Source organism: Streptomyces sp. NPDC088252, from assembly GCF_044740965.1.
GTDB lineage: Bacteria > Actinomycetota > Actinomycetes > Streptomycetales > Streptomycetaceae > Streptomyces.
In genome coordinates, this window is record NZ_JBIURS010000008.1 from 292,247 (window position 1) to 310,553 (window position 18,307).

Genomic DNA, 18,307 nt, shown 5'->3' on the forward strand with positions numbered 1-18,307 from the left:
GGGACGGGGACCTCCCGGCATGGTTGACCGCGTGATCGAAGTCAACGAACTCACCAAGCGCTACGGCAGCAGGATCGCGGTCGACCGTCTGTCCTTCACCGTGCGACCGGGCCAGGTCACCGGATTCCTCGGCCCCAACGGGGCAGGCAAGACCACCACTTTGCGGATGATCCTCGGCCTGGACGCACCCACCGGCGGCACCGCCACCGTCGGCGGCGTCCCCTTCCACACCCACCCACGCGGTCTGCGGCACGTCGGCGCCCTCCTGGACGCCGGCCAGGTCCACGGTGGACGCACCGCCGCGGCCCACCTGTCCGCCCTCGCCCGCAGCAATGGCATCCCGCTGCGTCGGGTGGCCGACGTGCTGCACGAGGTGGGCCTCGCCGAGGCGGCGACCAGTCGCATCGGCGGCTTCTCGCTCGGCATGAAGCAGCGGCTCGGGATCGCCACCGCCCTCCTCGGCGACCCGCCCGTGTTGATGTTCGACGAGCCGATCAACGGTATGGACCCCGAGGGCGTGCTCTGGGTGCGCCGCCTCCTCCGGCGTCTGGCCGCCGAGGGCCGCACGGTCTTCCTCTCCAGCCACCTGATGTCGGAGATGGAGAACACCGCCGATCGGCTCGTCGTCATCGGCCGCGGCCGGCTGATCGCCGCCGAGTCGGTACGGGACTTCGCTGCCCGCGGCACCCGCCTCGGCATCGTGGTGGGCACTCCACAGATCGCCGAACTGGCAGCGGTGCTGACCGGCGCGGGCGCGTCGGTCGAGCCGGAGGGCTCACCAGGCGCCGAGAAGCTCGTCGTGACCGGGCTGCCGGCGGACCGGATCGGAGCTCTCGCCCTCCAGCACCGGATCCTGCTGAATGAGCTGACCACCCGGAGCTCCTCACTGGAGGAGGCCTTCATGGAACTCACCGCCGACAGCGTCGAATACCTGGCAGGACAGCCTCGATGACCAAGCTCGCCTCCGTTGCCCCGACCCCTTCCGCCGCGCCCGTCGCCGAGCCGCCCGCCCGCTTCCGCGACCTGCTCGCCTCGGAGTGGATCAAGATGCGATCCCTGCGCTCCACGCCGTGGACGATCGCACTCACCACCGTGTTCGTCATCGGGTCGGCCGCCGCGTCGGCACTGGCGGAGTACGACAACCTCGCGGGCTCCGGCCCGAGCACGCGGCAACCCCCCGCCTTCCTCCCCTTCACCGCCTACCCGTCGGGCGGCTACTGGACACTGATGCTCGTCGCCGGCAGCATCGGCGCCCTCACCGTCGTGAGCGAGTACAGCAGCGGGCTGATCCGGACCACCACCGTGGCCGTCCCCGCCCGCGGCGCGGTGGTGCTGGCCAAGGCCGTCGTCGCCGCCGCGCTCTGGACCGTGGTCGGTACGGTCATCTCCATCGGCTCCTTCCTGGTCTCCCAGGCCATCCTGGACGGGCGGCACGCCGGGGTCACGCTCACCCACCCCGGGGTGTTCCGGGCGTTGGTGGCGTCCGCGTTGCTGGCCCCGGTCTGCGCACTGGTCGGCCTGGGTCTCGGCGTCCTGATCCGGCACAGTGCCACCACCATGGTCACCACCGTCTTCACGCTGCTGATGCTTCCCACACTCTTCTCGCAGAGCACGCTCTGGTCCGCCGATGTCAACCACGCGATGCCGGTCACCGCTTGGAGACGCCTGGTCCAGAACTGGCCGCCGGATCCCGAATCCCTCGCGTACACCGCCACGGTCCCCGGCTCCTGGATCGTGTACGTCCTCTGGCCGCTGATCGCGGTCGCACTCGCGGTGGTCGTCGTGCGGCACCGCGACGTGTGACCGTTCCCTCGGGGTGCACGCGAGCTGCCGGGTGAGGCTGTCGAGCAGTCACCGCGGTGAAACCCGCTCGACTCGAAGATCTTCTCGAAGGGACTCTATGGGCATGGAGTTCTTCTGCTACCACCGCGACCGTCCCGGCTCCGTACCTCTGCGCGACGAGCTGCTGGAAGATCATTGGTCCTACATGGACCAGTACGCGAAGGAGATGATCGCGCGGGGCCCGACCCTCGCCGGCGACACACCCACCGGCAGCGTGCACATCGTCGACCTGCCCGATCCCGCCGCCGCCCGCGCGTTCGCCTTCGCCGAGCCGAACCACCAGGCCGGTGTGTACCGGGACGTGCTGTTGCGACGATGGCACAACACACTCGGGCGCACCATGTGGGACTTCCCCGGCGGCCGGACCGGTGGCGACCGGTACCTGGTGCTCGGCTTCGGCACGGGGCATGCCGCGGACCTCGCAGCGCCGCCCGGTCGCGACGAGCTGATCGCCTACGGGCCGATGCTGTCCGACGACGGTTCCGCCTGGCTGGGCACGGCGGCATTGGTCCGGGCACCGAACCCGGGCGCGGCTCGCGCCGTCCTGACCCCGGACCGGTACGCCGACATCGAGGTGCACGCCTGGCAGTTCGGCGGGCGGCCGTCATGACCCGAGGACGTCCGGGCCGACGTCATCGCCGAAGCCCCGCGGATCGCTCGGGATCCTCGTGATTCACCCGCACCCGCAGATGCATCGGTCCGGCACACGCCGGTGGATCCGCGGGTTCACGCCGACGGGTGTTCGGTTCCTCCGCAACCCACGGGACGACGGCCCGGTACTCCGAAGGTGCCTGAGCGAGAGCAGTACCGGACCGACGCCATGGGCGTGCGCGTACGTCGAGGCGCCGGGATCAGACCGCCGGGGCCGGGTAGGTCGGGTACTCCACCCCGGAGACGTGCTGGACGACGCGGATGACCTGGCAGGAGTAGCCGAACTCGTTGTCGTACCACAGGTAGAGGATCGCGTTGTCGCCCTCGACCTTGGTGGCGCCCGCGTCGACGATCGACGCGTGGCGCGAGCCGATGAAGTCGCTCGACACCGCGTCCGGGGCGGTGGTGAAGTCGATCTGCCGCTTGAGCGGCGATGTCAGCGACACGTTGCGGAGGTAGTCGAGGACCTCCTCGCGATCGGCCTCACGGCCGAGCCGCAGGCTGAGGATCGCGATCGAGACGTCCGGCACCGGGACGCGGATCGAGCTGCCGGTGATCGGCGCCTTGAGGTCGGGCAGAGCCTTGGCGACGGCGGAGGCGGCACCGGTCTCGGTGATGACCATGTTGAGCGGCGCGGAGCGGCCACGCCGGTCGGCCTTGTGGTAATTGTCCAGCAGGTTCTGGTCGTTGGTGAACGAATGGACGGTTTCCACGTGGCCGCGCAGCACGCCGTACTCGTCCGCCATCGCCTTCAGCGGCGGGACGATGGCGTTGGTGGTGCAGGAGGCGCAGGACAGGATCTGCTCGTCCGGCTTGATCGTCTCGTGGTTGACGCCGTGCACGATGTTGGGGACGTCACCCTTGCCCGGCGCGGTCAGGACGACCTTCTCGATCCCGGGGCGCAGGTGGTTCGACAGGCCCTCGCGGTCGCGCCACTTGCCGGTGTTGTCGATGAGGATGGCGTCCTTGATGCCGTACGCCGTGTAGTCGACCTCCGACGGGTCGTTGGCGTAGATCACCTTGATCTCGTTGCCGTTGGCGACGATCGTGCTGTTCGCCTCGTCGACGGTGATCGTGCCCTGGAACTGGCCGTGGATGGAGTCGCGGCGCAGCAGCGAGGCGCGCTTGACGAGGTCCTCGACGGCCCGGCCGCCGCCCCCTCGGACGACGATGGCACGCAGCCGCAGACCGTTGCCGGAGCCGGACTTCTCGATGAGCAGCCGGGCGACGAGGCGGCCGATGCGGCCGAAGCCGTACAGGACGACATCGCGTCCCTCGCGGCGCTCGATCTTGTTGGCACCCGTGGCACCGGCGACGGCCTCGGCGGTGAACTCCTCGACCGAGAGACCGCGGTCATCGGACTTGAACGTCGCGGCGAGCATCCCGATGTCGATCTGGGAAGGGCCGAGATCCAGCGTGGTGAGAGCCTGCAGGAAGGGCAGCGTCTCGGTGACCGAGAGCTCCTCGCCGGCGATCTGGCGGGCGAATCGGTGGGTCTTGAGGATGCTGACCACCGACTTGTTCACCAAGGAGCGGCTGTGGAGCAGGACCGTGACATCCCGCTCCCGGTGCAGTTTCCCAATGATGGGGATCATCGACTCCGCGATCTCCTCGCGGTTCTTCCAGCTGGTGAACGAGTCCTCGTTGACAGTCACAGATTTATCTTTCGAGCTAGGCGGCGCTCATATGGTAACCCCCTGGCACTTCGATCATTCAAACGGTGCCGCTCGATCGGAATGCGGCGACCGGGCCTCACGTCCGCCCCAGGGCCGAGAGCGAGTGAGCACGCAAGCAGAACGTCGTGTCGGCGCCCACCGGAGGGCGGCCCGGACAGTCGCGTTCCGCCCACGCGGCTCTCCCTCCGGATGATGCGTGGGGCTGGTACGCGCGACGCAGCGGAACGAGCAGGCGTTCGACAACTGGGTGACACGGGTGAACCTGTCACTCGTGCGGAGGGACCGGGCCGCCACAGCCTCCTCGTGGATGTTCCCCTGTACCAGGCATCACAGGAGGCTCCACATGACGCCCATCACCGGCGGTACACAACAGCGGGCGGTACGTCGCGCCGTGTGTACGGCCGCGCTGATCGCGTTGGTGATGCTGATGCACGGAGTGTTCACCTCCGTCCCGGCGCCCGACTCCCGGTCCGGTCACGTGCACGGCGCCCCCGTCCTTCACGCGGTGCCGACGATCGGCACCGCTGCCGCCGCCGTCGGATCGGCCTCGGCGGAACTGCCCTTCGCAGCGACCTCCGGTGGTCACAGCGAGGGCCACGGGTGGCGGTCGGGCACAGCTTCGCCCTGCAAGCCGCGTCATACCGCTTCCGCGGCCACCGCGGTGGCACCCGATTCCGGTTTCGGCGGTGTGCCCCCGGTGACCGGGCGTCATGGATGCGTGCCCGAGCCCGTCGACCGGGCGGGCCCGACCGGTACTCCGACAGGTCTCGTACTGCGCTGCTGACCGACTCCGGCCGTAACCCTCTCGTACCTGCCGCGCTCCGCCGCGAGTGGTACGCGAGGTGCGGCCTGCCGTCGTCAACCCCCACGTCACGTGACCCCGCAGGAGATCCGACATGCCCGCAGACGCCTTCGCGGCCGTGAGCGCACTGGTACGTGCCGAAGCGGCCCGCCGTCCCACCCCTGCTTCCCCGGCTCCGTTGACGCCGGACGGCTCACATCCCTTCACGACGCCGGAACGTCAACCGGGTCACCCCGCTCCGAACCCCGCTCCGGCACGGCCGGATCTCCCGCCCTCCCCGCGTCGGGCGGCGGGACTGTTGTCCGGCGTGCAGCGTCGGCTGCTGGCACTGCTCCGCTGAGGCCGGGGGCGGCCGGATCCCGCCCGGTGGGCTCGAACGTCACCCGTGCTCCGTGTACCCGCACAGGAGCGAGCTGACATGCAGTCAGCCATCAACGCGCCCGCGGCGCCGACCGAGTATCGGCGCCGCGGGCATCATCTCCCGTGGCCACGACGGGATCCGCTTCGGCCCTGCTCCCCGCCTGCGGGCCTCGCGGCCGCCACGGACGGCGGGTCGTGCGCGTACCTTCCCGTCCAGGGGATGCGGCACACTGAGCCTCCGCCAACTTGAAATCGCACGTCAAAGAGCTGGTGTGACCAGTTCACGGTGCTCACGCTGGTCGTGGGCGACAGTCTGCGGAGTAGATCATCCGTCAGCGGTTGACTTCGAGGTTCGTCAACACGAACAGGGCGCGCAGGAGGCGGGGGGCGCGGGCGGGATCGGTGCGGAACTTGGTGAGGGTCCGCCAGTTCTTGAGGTGGGTGAATCCTTGTTCGGCTGGTGCGCGTCCGGTGGCGAGGACCCGGTTGGCGGTCTTCTGGCCGGGGGTGAGCTTGTGAGCGCGGGTGGCTGTGAAGCCGGTGACGATCACGGGGTCGCGTACGTCGTTGTCCAGGCCGCGGAAACCGAGGTCCGCCAGCGCCCCGAGACCGGCGGCGCGCAGGTGGGCCAGAATGTGGTCGTGGCGGGCGGCGGTGTTGTCGTGGGTGCGGCCGGGCCGGGCGGCGGATATCCGGATCAGGCGGCCGCGTTCGTCGGCCAGGGCGAGGAAGTGCAGGCCGTGATGGCGGTGTTTACCAGAGTAGTTTCGTCGGTCGGCTTTTCCTGTGCGGCGCAGGGTGGGGATGAGAGTGCCGTCGATCAGGACTACCTCCCCGCCCTGCTTGGCGATCTTCTTCAGGGCGCGGTCCAGGCGCGGAGCCTGCGCGGCGAGGAGGGTGATCAGCTCGTCGCGCCAGCGGCGGACGGTGGACTCGGACACGTTGTTGCCGCCGGCCATGTCGGCCAGGCGCTGGTCGTGGCGCAGCACGGCCAGGACGATTACCGTGATCCTCCCGGGCGGCAGGATCCGCCACATGGACCGTATCGCCTTCACATGGCGTCGCAGTAGATCGGCGAGGTGGTTGACGGTGCGCGTGGGCAGCGGCAGACGGCACTTGTAATCAAGCGGGCAAGTGTCCTCGGCGCGTTCTTTGGTTCTCGTCACACAGTTCCAACGGCCGCCGGGGGCACTCCGGTTACGCCCGCACCCCATCGCTCCGGGCCTGGCGTGCCTGGTCACAGGCAGGTGGTGAACCGGCCGTCGGGTAGTTTGCGCAGCCAGCCGCGATCGACGAGTCCGACCACCCTGACGTGCGGTGCGGGATCAGCATCACCGCTCGTCCGCCCACCTGCCCGGGCGCCGGCGTGACCGAGGCCCGTTCGTCGGCAAGCTGTTCGCTCACCCGTTCAAGGACGCGTTCGGCGACGGCGAGTTCATTCCGCTCGGCCCGTACCTCCGCTAGCTGCTTGGCCAGCTGTTCTTCGGGTTCGTCCAGTTCCGCGCGCCGCGCGGTGATCCGTTCCAGTAGTTCGGGATCCATGACCGGATCGTAGAAGGGCGCCCAGCCGCAGCGGGCAAGAATCGGCGAGCTGACGAGGTTCAGGCCGTGTTCGACGGGTCCGGCGATTGGCCAAGGGCGTCTCGTCGCGCCGTGCCCCACTGCCGACCCCCTCCGTGGAGTTGGCCGCTTGAAAGGTTCCCCACGACGCGAAGCGATTGACAGGGGACCGTGAGCCGCCGGTCGGCCGACGCGCGGGGCGGATCAGTTGCGCGTGCCGGCCGGTGGGCCGACGACGGTGGTGAGCTGGAGTTTGGTCTCGTCCTCGCTGCCCGGCGCGGCGGTCATGATGACGATCTTGAGCTCGGTGTCGCCGTCGGTCAGGACATCGCAGTCCACCGTGACCGGGCCCACCGACGGGTGGTCGACCGTCTTGCGGACCTCGCGGTTCGCGGTCACCTCTCCCTTCGCCCACAACTCGGCAAACCTCTCGTTGCCTGCGTTCAGGTCGCGGACCAGCGCGGCCAGGCGACTGTCCCGGGGGAAGCGGCCGGTGGCGCGGCGCAGGTCGGAGACGAGGGCGGCGTCGGCGGTGTCGGGGTCCGTATCGGTGACCGGCCACAGCGCGAGGGGGGTGTGATCGGCGCCCACCGGGAACCTGTCGCGGGCGAAGTTGCGCATCCGCGGCGGCGAGGCCAAGGGGTCGCCCAGCAGGGCGGCCCACCCGTGGTTCCACCACACCAGTTGCCAGTCCGCCGCGAACACGGCAACCGGCGCGTCTCCGAGGCGGACGAGCACTCGTTGCATACCGGGCGGGAGATGGTCGCAGATCGCGCCGTCCGCCGGCGGCACGATCTGGGCCAGGCGGTAGAGGTGGTCCCGCTCGGCGGTGGACAGCTGGAGGGCGCGCGCCAGGGACGCCACCACCGACGCCGAGGGTGTCGTGGCGCGCCCCTGCTCCAGGCGCACGACGTAGTCGACCGACACTCCGGCCAGGTCGGCCAGTTCCTCGCGCCGCAGCCCGACAGCCCGGCGCTTGCGGACGACCGGCAGCCCGGCGGCCGACGGGGGCAGCCGGTTCCGCCATGTGCGGATCGCCGCGCCCAGTCCAGCCCCGGGGGGTGTCGTCGTCATGCTCTTCATCCTCCTGCATCCCCGATCACATGCGGGGGCGCAAGGGTGGTACTGGTCTTCCCACCGTCGAAGCGTCCCTGGTCCAGCTCCCTCGTCCAGGCAACCATCGAAGGCATGACGATCACTTTCATCACCGGAGCCAACAAGGGCATCGGCCGCGAGACCGCCCGCCGCCTCATCGCGTGCGGTCACACCGTTCTCCTGGGAGCCCGCGACCGTGAGCGGGGTGCGGAGGCAGCCGCCGCGCTGGGCGCACGCTTCGTCCCCGTCGACGTGACCGACGACGCGTCCGTGGCCGCCGCCGCCGCGGACGTCGCCGAGCACGAGGGCAGGATCGACGTCCTGATCAACAACGCGGGGGTACAGGGACCCTTCGGTGATCCCGGCGACTTCACCGCCGCGGACGCCCGCGCCGTCCTCGACGTCAACGTCATCGGCGTCGTCCGCACCACCACCGCGTTCCTGCCGCTGCTGCGCCGCTCGGACGACCCCGTGATCATCAACGTCAGCAGCGGCATGGGCTCCCTCGCCTTCACCCACGACCCCGGCCGGTCCGAGTCGCACGTCGTCGCGCCGCTGTACGCCTCCTCGAAGGCGGCGCTGACGATGTTGACCACGCAGTACGCCAAGGGGCTCAAGGGCATTCGCGTCAACGCCGCCGACCCCGGCTACACCGCGACCGACATAAACGGTCACAGCGGCTCCCAGACCCTCACCGAGGGCACGGACGCGATCGTCGCCCTCGCCACCGAGGAGCCCGGCGCCGGCACCGGACGCTTCATCGACCGCCATGGCGAGATCGCCTGGTCCTGACACCGGCGGTGCCGGGTCACCGGCCCTGAAGAACAGAACGGGCAGCACATCGAGACCGGTTGGGCGGGAGAACTGCCGCTGCTACTGGCGTCGGCGGAATCTCCGGCAGAAATCCGCTCTCCTTCACTGCTCCAGAGGCGGGCAGCAAGCTTCACCTGGCTGCTGACCGCCGGCATGGGCCCGCAGACCCGTCAGCCGCCCCACACCCGGCCGGATACGGCCCAGCCCTTCCGAGTCAATACCGATGTCTTCGACTGCAACGCGCCGGATGGGCGGATGGGGGGTCCTCGTCCTGGTCGCGCTCGCGCAGTTCATCGTGATCCTCGATACGACGATCGTGAACGTCGCGCTGCCCTCGATCCAGAGTTCCTTCGGCCTCAGCCCAGAGAACCTCCAGTGGGTCGTCACTGCATACACACCGGTATTCGGCGGTTTCCTGCTGCCCGGCGGACGCCTCGCCGACCTGTTCGGACGCAAGCGGTGGTTCATCATCGCCGTGGTCCTCTTCGGGCTTGCTTCGCTGGTGACCGGCCTCGCCGTCTCGGACGGCATGCTCATCGCCGCTCGCGCGGTCCAAGGTCTCGCGGGTGCGCTGCTCACACCGTCGGCGCTGTCGATCGTGCTCGTCTCCTACGCCGAAGGGCATCGGAGTAACGTCGCGCTCTCGGCCTGGGGCATCGTGGCCTCCGCGGGGGGCGCGGTCGGAGCGACTGGGGCTGGCGATCCTGACCGGCGTGTCCACGTCGGTTGCGACGTCCTTCGACGCTGGCGCCGGGACAAAACGGCCGTGCGGCAGCACTCGCTGCTCAGGTCCACGGGCACCAGTCGGCGTTCCACATCTCCGCCGCTTTCTTGGTGGTCGCTGCCCTCGTCGCCGCGTTTGTACTCAAGCAGAAGGGCCAGGAGAGCGTCGCCGAGGAAGGTGCGGCCGTCGGGATGACGGAAGGATGAATGCTGCGGCGGCTCGGGTTCCTGACCGGAACTACTATGCGACGCGCTTGACTTGCGAGTGAGCACGGAGGCCACCCGCGCCACCCACCTCCTGCGCGCCCTGCTCGTCATGGCGAATCTTGAAGTCAACCGCTGACAGACGATCTACTCCGGAGACTGCCGCCTCCGACCAGCGCGAGAACCTGGGGCGACCGTCACGCCAGCCCTTTGACCTGCGTCTTCAAGTTGGCGGAGGCTCACTGATGCATTCCATGGAGAGGGGCTCCGATGCCGATGGACCGCGAAGCCGTGAATCTCCGGTCGTACGTCGAACGAACGCGTGGTGGGCCGTGCTTCATCCGCGCATTTCTCGCCGGGCACCCCGACTACCCGCACGAGACGGTCTTCGAGGACGAGCACCACGTGGCCTTCCTCGACCGATGGCCCACGCTTCCCGGTTGCGCAGAGCCGTCGCCGAGCGTGGGGTCCTCGGGCCGTAGGCCGTAGCGGTGGAGGGCGGTCGTCCGGCCCGAGGCGGCGCGGAGCCGTGCGAGGGGCACTCCTCCTCCGCGGATCACGGACATGGTCCGGGCCGGGCGATGAGTACCGCCACGTCGTCGTGGTCGTCCGGATCACGCAACGCGTCCAGGAGCCGGTCGCAGGTCTCCTCCAGGGAGCCGTCGGCGCCATCGAGCACGCGCAGCAGGAGGTCGAGGCGCGCGTCGATGGCGTCGCGGCGCGTTTCGACCAGGCCGTCGGTGTAGAGCACCAGTTGATCACCGGGACGCAGCGGCACGGTGGCCGCTTCGAAGGGGACGCCGCCGACCCCGAGAGGTGCGCCGGAGGGCAGGTCGAGCAGTTCGGGATGGTCGCCGGCGGGTGTCAGGGCAGGGGGCAGGTGCCCTGCCGCAGCGATGCAGCACGAGTCGTTGTGCGGGTCGTATTCGGCGTAGATGCAGGTGGCGATGGGGGGCTCCAGGCCGGCGGTGATCTTGTCGAGGTGTTGCAGCACCCGATCCGGCGGGAGGCCCAGGTCGGCCAGAGTGGCGGTGGCGGTACGCAGACGACCCATCGCGGCAGCCGCGTCGATGCCGCTGCCCATCACGTCGCCCACCACGAACGCCGTCCTGTCCTCGGCGAGGGGGATGACGTCGAACCAGTCTCCACCGACCTCGGTGGATGTCCCGGCGGGTTGGTAGCGGGTGGCGATCTCCAGGCCCGGCGGCGGCACCGGCCGCGGGAGCAGACTGCGCTGGAGCGTCACCGCCGTGTTGCGCACGCTCTGGTAGAGGCGCGCGTTGTCCAGGGACACCGCGGTCCGACCGGCCAGTTCACCGGCCAGGGTGACGTCTTCCGCGTCGAAGGGCAGCGGATTACGACCGCGCATGAGACCCAGCACACCGAACGCCCCCTCCTGGGCGGCCAGCGGTATCGCGAGATACGAGTGGATACCGGCACTGGCCAGGACGGCGGCGGCACCGGCGTCACGGGCGATGCGTGCCAGGTCCCACTCCTCCACCTGACTCACCAGGACGGGGTGCCCGGTCCGTACGCATTGGGTGGGCAGCCGGTCGGCGCCGTAGCTGACCGGCTGGCCGGCCGCACCGGCGGCGCGGGCCGCCTCGGTGAGGCCGGCGGCCTTGACCGCGAGGGTACGGAAGAGCGCCGGGCCGCCGACGGGATTCGCGGGCCGACGATCGCCCAGCGCGGAGTCCAGTACGTCCACGACCACGACATCGGCGAGCTCGGGCACCACGACATCGGCCAGTTCGCGGGCTGTCTGCCGCATGTCCAAGGTGGTACCGATGCGGGCCGAGCCCTCGGCGATCAGGGCCAGACGCTGCCGGGCCTGGGCCGCCTCCTTGATCGCACCGTACCGATCGGTGACTTCCACCACTGATGTGGCGACACCCAGCACCTGACCGTCGGGGCCCTCCAGCCGGTAGACGGAGACGGACCAGGCATGGTCGTTGTCGGGATCGGCCGGAGTGCGGCCGATGGTGTACCTGTCGACCTGCGGGAGTCCGGTCTCCAGAACTTCCCTGACCGCCGCCTCGGACGCGTCGACGCTGACCGAGGGCAGGACCTCGCGGAATCCCCGGCCGATGTGGTCCTCGGCGGACATGCCGTGCATGCGCTCCATCGCGGGATTGACGGCCACATAGCGCAGATCGGTGTCGAGGACCTCCAGGCCGATCGGTGACTGGGCGATCAGTTGCGTGGACAGCGCGACGTCCCGCTCCACCTCACGCAGCTTCGTGGCGTCCGTGGCGATGGCCAGAGCGTGAAGGTCTCCCTGCTCCGTCGTCGGCCGGGCGCCGTGGAGTTCCACCAACCGTGTACTGCCGTCCTTGTGCCGTGCGGGGAAGACGGCGGCCCAGCCGCGGCCGGTCTCCAGCATCCGCTCGCACTTGCCGACCACCAGGTCCCTGTACCGCTCATGGACCAGAAGCGGCGCCGCCCTCCGGCCCAGCGCTTCTTGCGCGGAATAGCCGAACAGCTCCTCGGACTGCGGGCCCCACAACACGATCCGCCCGGAGGCGTCCAGCACCACCACGGCCACGCCGAGAGCGTCCAGTACGCCGCTGGGCCGCTCCAGCCGCGGGCCGGACGAATCGTTGTCGGCATCGAAGGTTCCCGCTCCGCTCATCCCGGGCGCTCCTTCCACCTGCCGGCGCGACGCACCACCGGCGCCGGGCCCGAGGCTGCGGCTGCGGCTGCGGCTGCGGCTGCGGCTGCGGCGCCGGGATGGTTCCCCGTGTCTCCCTGGTGCTTCCATAGTCCCCCGGGACGACCGCCGACGCACCGCACCCCGTCCGGGTCGTGATCGCGCACAGCCCTCCGCGGCGGGACACCGGACCCGCGTCTGAACGCATCCGGTCCCGCGACGGCCCGGATGCCCCACGGGGTCGGGCGGGTTCGTCCGCACGGCCCGTGCCTCGGGCTTCCGGTCGCCCGCGTGGCATGCCGAAGGACCGGCACGGGCAGCTTCGGTGCTGCCGTGCCGGTCCCGGCTCACGCGGCGGGTGTGGAGTTCGCCGCTCAGTAGGCCGAGTTGACGTTGTCGATCGAACCGTAGCGGTGGGCGGCGTAGTTGGCGGCCGCGGTGATGTTGGCGACGGGGTTGGTGAGGTCGTGCGCGGTGCCGTCGACGTGGTACGCGCTGAACGTCGGCTGGATCACCTGGAGCAGACCCTTGGACGGCACACCGTTGCGGGCGTTGACGTCCCAGTTGTTCTGGGCGTTCGGGTTGCCGCCCGACTCGCGCATGATGTTGCGGTGCAGCCCCTCGTAACTCCCCGGGATGCCCTTGGCCTTCATGATGGCCAGCGACTGCTTGATCCAGCCGTCGAGGTTGTTGCCGTACCCCTGGCCGCTCTTGCCGTCGGCCGCCGAGACCTTGGCCACGGAGGCGCCCACCGACTTCACCTCGGCGGCCTGGGCGGAGGTGGACGTCAGGGTGAGGGCGGCCGCCGCGGCACCCAGGGAAGCGATACCGGCGACGGACAGGGTACGGATACGGGCGATACGGGAGGTGCGGGACTGCGTGTGCGTGGTCATACGGAAGGAACTCTCCAATGCGGGGACGTCACGTGGTGCCCGCCGTCTCGATCACGGCGGCCTGCGGAGCGGAGCCCCGCCGTGCGGGCCGGTGCGATCCGGTCCGACGCGATCCGCCCGGCCCGGTCGCGGTCTCCCGCAACGACAGCCATGGTTAACGCCCGACCGAACCCGACGCAAGAATGTGACGTACTACCCGAATTAGGAGCAATGTCCAAAATTAACCATTTTGAGGCTTTTCGTTGCTGTTCCAAGAGCTCCGCTTCTACTAATCGCTCTAGGATGTGACGCGGCTCCTATGGGTGGCATCACATTCAGCGGGCCGGAACCGGGCCCCTGCGGAGCCCCGGCAGCACCCGAGCGGAGGCAGACGAGCGGGACATTTCCCCCTCCTGCGGACCAGGCCGGACGGGCACGTCCACGGCGCCCCTCGCCTCTCGGGCGCAGCGGCGCACCAATGTCCGGCGCGCCCGTACAAAATCCCTTGTCACGGGTCCATGGACGCCGGCGATCGCCGCGATGGCTCACATCTCTTGGACGCCGCAGGTCAGGGCCTGACACGGTGAGTCCCACGGCCGCGTGGGCCTGATCCCGCGCACGCGAGAGGAGCAAGTCGTGTCAACTGTTGAACTGACCGGTGCGGAACACCAGCACCTGGAGCGAGCCGTGGGGCTGGCGGCCGAGGCGCTGCGGGCCGGGGACGCACCTTTCGGCTCCGTTCTGGTGAGCGCCGAAGGTCAGATCCTCGCCGAGGACCGCAATCGCGTGAACAGCCTCGGCGACAGCACACGCCACCCGGAGTTCGAACTCGCGCGTTGGGCCGCCGAACACCTCACGGCGCCCCGGCGGGCCGGGGCCACCGTCTTCACCTCCGGTGAGCACTGCCCCATGTGCTCGGCGGCACACGGCTGGGTCGGCCTCGGCCGCATCGTCTACGCCCATTCCGCGACCCAGTTGGCCCAGTGGCTGACCGAGCTGGGCGTGCTGTCGTCGCCGGTGCGTTCCCTGGCGGCCTCCGACGTGGTGCCGGGCCTCGTGGTCCAGGGGCCCGTACCCGCCCTGGCCCGACGTCTGCGAGAAATGCACCGGACCTTCCACCTGATGTCGCTCGGGTGACGTGTTCACGAGCCCTGTCGACGCGGGGTCGCGCCTCGTCCGGAACCGGCTCTCCGGACGGGTCCCGGCCGACGAGGCAGGCGGCGCGGGCCGCGACCGATCGGGGACGCGGCCCGGCCCGCACCCGGGCGGGTGGAGGCGGCACACGGTCGCCGTCGACGCCGTCGAGCACACGGACATCCGACCGCCCCTCTCCGCGTCGGCGACATACGGACTGTCGGCAGCGGCCGAGGAACGCGCGGAAGCGCCGTTCGCCGTCACTCGGGGCAGCGCGCCCGCGCCCGTGCGATCAGGGCGGCAGGGTCGGGGCGCGCCTGCAGCGCGTGCAGAACGAGAAGCCACCACTGGTGCAGCCGGGCCGCGAGCACCCGCTCCCCCGCCACCTCGTCGGTGAGGCTGTACAGGCCGAAGAAGGCGCACACGAGTGTCGTGGCAGTGCTCGACGGCTCGACGCCCTCGGCGAGTTCCCCCTTGACGCGGGCATCGGCGAGCAGCCTTGTGACGGCCGCGGTCCAGGTGGCGAAGGGTGCGGGCACAGCCGCGTCGATGCTGTGGCGTTCGGCCCACAGTCGGGCACCGGCGCGGGCTATGACGTCCTCGCGCAGAGCTCTGGCGACTTCGAAGCTCAGGGTGACGAGCTTCTCCAGCGGCGGGACTTCCGGGGCCGCGTAATGCCCGGCCAACTGCGGCCATGCGGCGAACTGTTCACGAACGACGGCGAGGGCGAGCTTCTCCTTGCTGGAGTAGTGGAAGTAGATGGCTCCGCTGGTCTTCCCCGAACGGCCGCTTATGTCATTGATACTGGTGCCCACATACCCCTGTTCGAGAAAGAGCTGCGCCGCGGCTTCCAACAGGGACCTCCGGGTAGCTCGCGCCCTGTCCTGCACGTATGTTCCACCTTCGATAATGTGCGCCGTTCATGCGACGCAAGGGAGTGCCACACCCGCGCACTCACGGCCCCACACCGTCGGTCGCGGAATTCTTATTATTCTTCGACCGTGCGTACATGTGAGTGACATCGGGGAAGTCCGCCCTCCCGCGCGGGCCCATTTCTGCACCGCTCCGCCACTACATGAGCCCATAGAGGGCAATTAAGCCGAGCTGCGCAAATAACAAGCGAATTGTCCGCATTTTTGGGGTGCCGTATAGCCCCCGCCGGCCTCGCCGCGCCTCGCGTCCACTCCGCGATCAGCCTGTCCCAAAACACTCGAAATGGTGATTGCGCACTTCTTCTCCGCGAAATTAACGTAATGAGCACGATGTTTTCGGGCTCGCTCCACAGGGCGGACGGCGCTCTGGGCAGCGGGCTTCACGGAGGCGAATGGACCGCCTTCGCACGCGGTCATCGATTTCCCCTCGACATCCACGTCCCAGCAGTCGAGCGCGTCTCTCCCGCAGTCCGACATCTCATTGATCCCGCGGAAGACCGGGGTCGGCGCACTCCCCGAGAACGGCAGAGAAATGACAGCTGATCGCATCCTCAACTGGTCCCCGGCCGCCATCGTCTTCGATTGCGACGGAACTCTGATGGACACCGAACGCCACTGGCAGGACGCCCGTATTCACGCCTTCCGGGAATTCGGCCTCAAGCCTCCGGCCGGTTTCGCGGAGCGAGCGAAAGGAGTGCACTACACCGAGTGCGGAAGCCTCATGGCCCGGGAGACCGGGAAGCCCGAGCTCACGGAGGCCCTGACCGATTCACTGCTCCGACATTTCATGGCGCTGGTCGCCGCGGACCCCGTCACCATGCCGGGCGCGGCGGCTCTGGTCCGGCTGGCAGCCTGTCACCTGCCGCTCGCGGTGGCCAGCAACTGCCCACTGGACGTGGTGGAATCCTGCCTGCAACGGGCCTCACTGCTGGATCGCTTCGACCACATCGTCGTCGCGGGCGACGCGTTACGGCCCAAGCCCCATCCGGACGTCTACGCCGCCGCGGCGGACCTCTGCGGCGTGCGCCCTCAGGACGCACTGGCGGTGGAGGACTCGGTCACCGGTATCGAGTCGGCGCGAAGGGCCGGCCTGCGCGTACTGGGTGTCGGCCCACGCCCTGCCGGCGACGGACAGGACCGGGCCGACCTGTGGGTCGACGCCCTGAGCGACCCCGGGCTGGTGGCCTGGGCCCACGCTCGGATCGTGGAGGCCGAGCCCCGCGCGTGAAGCCGTCTGCCCGTGCCGCCGGGCACGGGCAGCCGACTCCCCGGGGACCGGCTGCCCGTACTCGGCTCGGGCCTCGCCCCGGTTCGCGAACCGGGGCGAGGCCCCGCCCACCTCACGTCCGACGTCCTGTCGGGGCCCCTCAGGCTCCCCGCTTCTCCCGCCGTACCTCCTCGGTCAGCTCGTCCACCCTGCCCAGAGCCACGGCCTGCGCGTCGATCTCGGCCCAGGCCCGCATCGAGACGCGGTAGGGCACCGGCCGGTTGGACGCGCGGGACTGCGCTTCGGCCCGGGCCTTCAGGCGTGCGTGCTCGGCGGCATAGACCGGTCCCGCCTCCGGGACCGAGCACGACAGGTTCCCGCTCGACGTGCTGCCGGTGAACCGGACGACGGTCGGTGGGCTGGAGCACCTTCCCGCCGGCTTGGCGTTGATGGTCACGGTCGCGGTCAGAACGGCGGTGACCTTGCCCACGACGACGTGCGCCCCCTTCTCCTGGGGAGTCATCTCTCCGGTGAACCCCTCCCGGACGGAGCAACCGGAGGCGCCGCAGTTGAGCGAGCCACCGGTCTTGAGCGTGAAGTCGACGCTTTCGTCGACCGCGTCGCCGAGCCTGCGGATGTACTCCTCCAACAGGGCGAACATCGCCTCGGACTTCGCGCCGGTGACCGGCTCCAGCTCCATGCCTTCGGAGTCGCCGTCCTTCAGCGGCCCCTGGGTGACCTCGGGGAGCACGGACTGCTCGCCCTGCTCGGTGGCTTCCCGGAGCCGTTTGGACAGATCGTGGAAGTCGTAGGGCTCCAGACGCAGCACCCGGTAGGGCGGATTCTTGGCGACGACCAGGCTGCCGACGGATGTGTCGGCCCGCAGCGCCGGAACCCCCTGAACGGTCAGGGGTGGCGAGTCCGGGTCGTCCGCCCGGGGGAAGTGGTCGACGTCGTCCAGGGCGCGGGCGAGGTAGGCGGCCAACTCCTTGGGGGAGATGTACTGATGGAGCGCCTCGTCAAGGGTGGCCGTGCCACCGATCGGATTGACCGCCCACCGGCCCGGTCCGTCCTGCGCGTCCTTCGGCAGGCTGTCCTTCTCGTAGTCGTGGGCCTTCTTCCACCGGGTGTACGTCTTTCCGTCGACCCTGAGGACGTCCTTCTCCAGGTTCTTCAGGCGGTCGCCGTAGCCCGCGCTGCCGAACTTCTTGCCGGACGCGGTCACCGTGACGTCCCTCACCGTGATGCCGGCGGCAGCCGTGTCCTTGTAGTGCAGACCTTTGGCGACCGCGAGACTTGCCACCGCTTTGTCGAACGGCTTGCGGTCGCCCTGCGTCGCCGCCTCGTCCTCGGAGCCGCCGAACAGCCAGACCGTCAGGCCCACGAGCAGAGCCAGTACAACGGCTCCGACGACGCCGATCACGCGGGCTCGGGTCCGTCGCGACGGCCGTGCCGTCCCGTTCGCGGCTCCGGGATCCTGCACCGGCGGCGCATGCGGCGGGCCCGGTGTCTCCGGCGAGCCGGATGTCCCCTTCGTGTCCTGCGTCTCGTGGATCTCGTGCGTCGGTTCCGGTTCTGTCACGGCTCCCCCTCGCCAACTTGCGGGCACCGCTGCGTGAGCGCCCGTGCAATTATTGACGAAGCGTCAGAGTCGTTCGGTTCCCCGGGCGTTCGGGTGCACGTCGGCGCGATACGAACCCGAGCAGGGCGACACGAGTCGGCGAGCAGCCGTCTTCTGCGATGACCAGACTTGTTTCAGAACGAGTTGGCGCAAGCCACCGAGACC

General features: G+C 69.6%; 16 protein-coding genes. 8 read left to right on the plus strand and 8 right to left on the minus strand.

Features of this window, described 5'->3' with window-relative positions:
- Positions 1-31: 31 nt before the first annotated feature.
- The 3 genes from ACIOHC_RS19165 to ACIOHC_RS19175 all read left to right on the plus strand — a co-directional run bounded on the left by ACIOHC_RS19165 (position 32) and on the right by ACIOHC_RS19175 (position 2,452).
- Positions 32-952, plus strand: a complete 921-nt coding sequence (locus ACIOHC_RS19165) for an ATP-binding cassette domain-containing protein (RefSeq protein WP_365692900.1) — start codon at positions 32-34, stop codon at positions 950-952.
- Positions 949-1,803, plus strand: coding sequence for an ABC transporter permease (locus ACIOHC_RS19170; RefSeq protein ID WP_351082248.1), 855 nt, complete (start codon positions 949-951; stop codon positions 1,801-1,803). The genes ACIOHC_RS19165 and ACIOHC_RS19170 overlap by 4 nt, the downstream gene beginning before the upstream one ends.
- Positions 1,804-1,906: 103 nt before the next feature.
- Positions 1,907-2,452 (plus strand): YciI family protein, encoded by a 546-nt coding sequence (locus ACIOHC_RS19175; protein ID WP_351082249.1) that lies wholly within the window; start codon positions 1,907-1,909, stop codon positions 2,450-2,452.
- A gap of 241 nt (positions 2,453-2,693) precedes the next feature.
- On the opposite strand, the gene ACIOHC_RS19180 is transcribed toward ACIOHC_RS19175, so the two are convergent.
- Entirely contained in the window at positions 2,694-4,148 is a 1,455-nt protein-coding gene (locus tag ACIOHC_RS19180; protein ID WP_351082251.1) for a glyceraldehyde-3-phosphate dehydrogenase, read from the minus strand.
- 364 nt (positions 4,149-4,512) lie between these two features.
- On the opposite strand from ACIOHC_RS19180, the gene ACIOHC_RS19185 reads away from it, so the two are divergent.
- Positions 4,513-4,953, plus strand: a complete 441-nt coding sequence (locus tag ACIOHC_RS19185) for a hypothetical protein (protein WP_365692903.1) — start codon at positions 4,513-4,515, stop codon at positions 4,951-4,953.
- 710 nt (positions 4,954-5,663) lie between these two features.
- Here ACIOHC_RS19185 and ACIOHC_RS19190 read toward each other — a convergent pair.
- The 3 genes from ACIOHC_RS19190 to ACIOHC_RS19200 all read right to left on the minus strand — a co-directional run bounded on the left by ACIOHC_RS19190 (position 5,664) and on the right by ACIOHC_RS19200 (position 7,974).
- Positions 5,664-6,497, minus strand: coding sequence for a transposase family protein (locus tag ACIOHC_RS19190; protein WP_401843269.1), 834 nt, complete (start codon positions 6,495-6,497; stop codon positions 5,664-5,666).
- Between the two features lie 31 nt (positions 6,498-6,528).
- Complete coding sequence (locus tag ACIOHC_RS19195; protein WP_365692907.1) at positions 6,529-6,873, minus strand: hypothetical protein; 345 nt, start codon at positions 6,871-6,873, stop codon at positions 6,529-6,531.
- A gap of 222 nt (positions 6,874-7,095) precedes the next feature.
- The gene (locus ACIOHC_RS19200) at positions 7,096-7,974 is read right to left on the minus strand and encodes a helix-turn-helix transcriptional regulator (protein ID WP_351082259.1); all 879 of its coding nucleotides are present in this window, start codon (positions 7,972-7,974) and stop codon (positions 7,096-7,098) included.
- A gap of 105 nt (positions 7,975-8,079) precedes the next feature.
- Here ACIOHC_RS19200 and ACIOHC_RS19205 point away from each other — a divergent pair, with 105 nt between their 5' ends.
- Positions 8,080-8,778, plus strand: coding sequence for an SDR family NAD(P)-dependent oxidoreductase (locus tag ACIOHC_RS19205; protein WP_351082261.1), 699 nt, complete (start codon positions 8,080-8,082; stop codon positions 8,776-8,778).
- A 244-nt stretch (positions 8,779-9,022) separates the two neighbouring features.
- Positions 9,023-9,718, plus strand: a complete 696-nt coding sequence (locus tag ACIOHC_RS19210; RefSeq protein ID WP_365692909.1) for an MFS transporter — start codon at positions 9,023-9,025, stop codon at positions 9,716-9,718.
- Positions 9,719-10,282: 564 nt separating this feature from the next.
- Here the strand turns inward: ACIOHC_RS19210 and ACIOHC_RS19215 are convergent.
- Together ACIOHC_RS19215 and ACIOHC_RS19220 are read right to left on the minus strand one after the other, a co-directional pair.
- Positions 10,283-12,358 (minus strand): SpoIIE family protein phosphatase, encoded by a 2,076-nt coding sequence (locus tag ACIOHC_RS19215; protein ID WP_401843271.1) that lies wholly within the window; start codon positions 12,356-12,358, stop codon positions 10,283-10,285.
- A 392-nt stretch (positions 12,359-12,750) separates the two neighbouring features.
- Positions 12,751-13,269: a transglycosylase SLT domain-containing protein gene (locus ACIOHC_RS19220; protein WP_401843273.1), complete on the minus strand. Its 519-nt coding sequence runs from the start codon at positions 13,267-13,269 to the stop codon at positions 12,751-12,753.
- A gap of 615 nt (positions 13,270-13,884) precedes the next feature.
- Between ACIOHC_RS19220 and ACIOHC_RS19225 the strand changes: the two genes are divergently transcribed.
- Positions 13,885-14,385: a nucleoside deaminase gene (locus ACIOHC_RS19225; RefSeq protein WP_351087303.1), complete on the plus strand. Its 501-nt coding sequence runs from the start codon at positions 13,885-13,887 to the stop codon at positions 14,383-14,385.
- Positions 14,386-14,642: 257 nt separating this feature from the next.
- On the opposite strand, the gene ACIOHC_RS19230 is transcribed toward ACIOHC_RS19225, so the two are convergent.
- Complete coding sequence (locus tag ACIOHC_RS19230) at positions 14,643-15,272, minus strand: ScbR family autoregulator-binding transcription factor (protein ID WP_365689889.1); 630 nt, start codon at positions 15,270-15,272, stop codon at positions 14,643-14,645.
- Positions 15,273-15,846: 574 nt separating this feature from the next.
- Here ACIOHC_RS19230 and ACIOHC_RS19235 point away from each other — a divergent pair.
- Positions 15,847-16,542 (plus strand): HAD family phosphatase, encoded by a 696-nt coding sequence (locus ACIOHC_RS19235; protein ID WP_351087299.1) that lies wholly within the window; start codon positions 15,847-15,849, stop codon positions 16,540-16,542.
- A gap of 139 nt (positions 16,543-16,681) precedes the next feature.
- On the opposite strand, the gene ACIOHC_RS19240 is transcribed toward ACIOHC_RS19235, so the two are convergent.
- A complete protein-coding gene (locus tag ACIOHC_RS19240; RefSeq protein WP_401843276.1) occupies positions 16,682-18,103 on the minus strand; it encodes a hypothetical protein in 1,422 nt (473 codons plus the stop codon).
- Between the last annotated feature and the right edge of the window lie 204 nt (positions 18,104-18,307).